Source organism: uncultured Ruegeria sp. (assembly GCF_947489545.1).
Taxonomy (GTDB): domain Bacteria; phylum Pseudomonadota; class Alphaproteobacteria; order Rhodobacterales; family Rhodobacteraceae; genus Ruegeria.
In genome coordinates, this window is sequence record NZ_CANLDZ010000104.1 from 1 (window position 1) to 302 (window position 302).

1 pseudogene is annotated in these 302 nt (G+C 49.7%); it reads left to right on the top strand.

Annotated features, from left to right (window positions below):
- Window positions 1-302 (top strand): annotated as a pseudogene (locus tag Q1B13_RS26940) (DNA mismatch repair protein MutL); the annotation flags it as partial.

Sequence of the window (302 nt, forward strand, 5' to 3'; positions counted from 1 at the left end):
GAAAGACTGGTCTACGAGAAACTTAAACAACAGATGGCGAAAGATGGCATCGCTGCCCAGGTACTTTTGATTCCGGAGATCGTGGAGCTTTCGGATGAAGATTGCTCTCGACTAATGGAAGTGGCCGTGGAACTCAATGGTGTGGGCTTGACCATCGAACAATTCGGGGGAAGTGCCATCGCTGTGCGAGAAACACCAGCTATTTTGGGTGAAGTCGATGCACGGTCCCTACTTCTCGACGTTTTGGACGAGCTCTCAGACCAAGGTGAAAGCCAAATCGTACAAGCAAAGATTGATGCCAT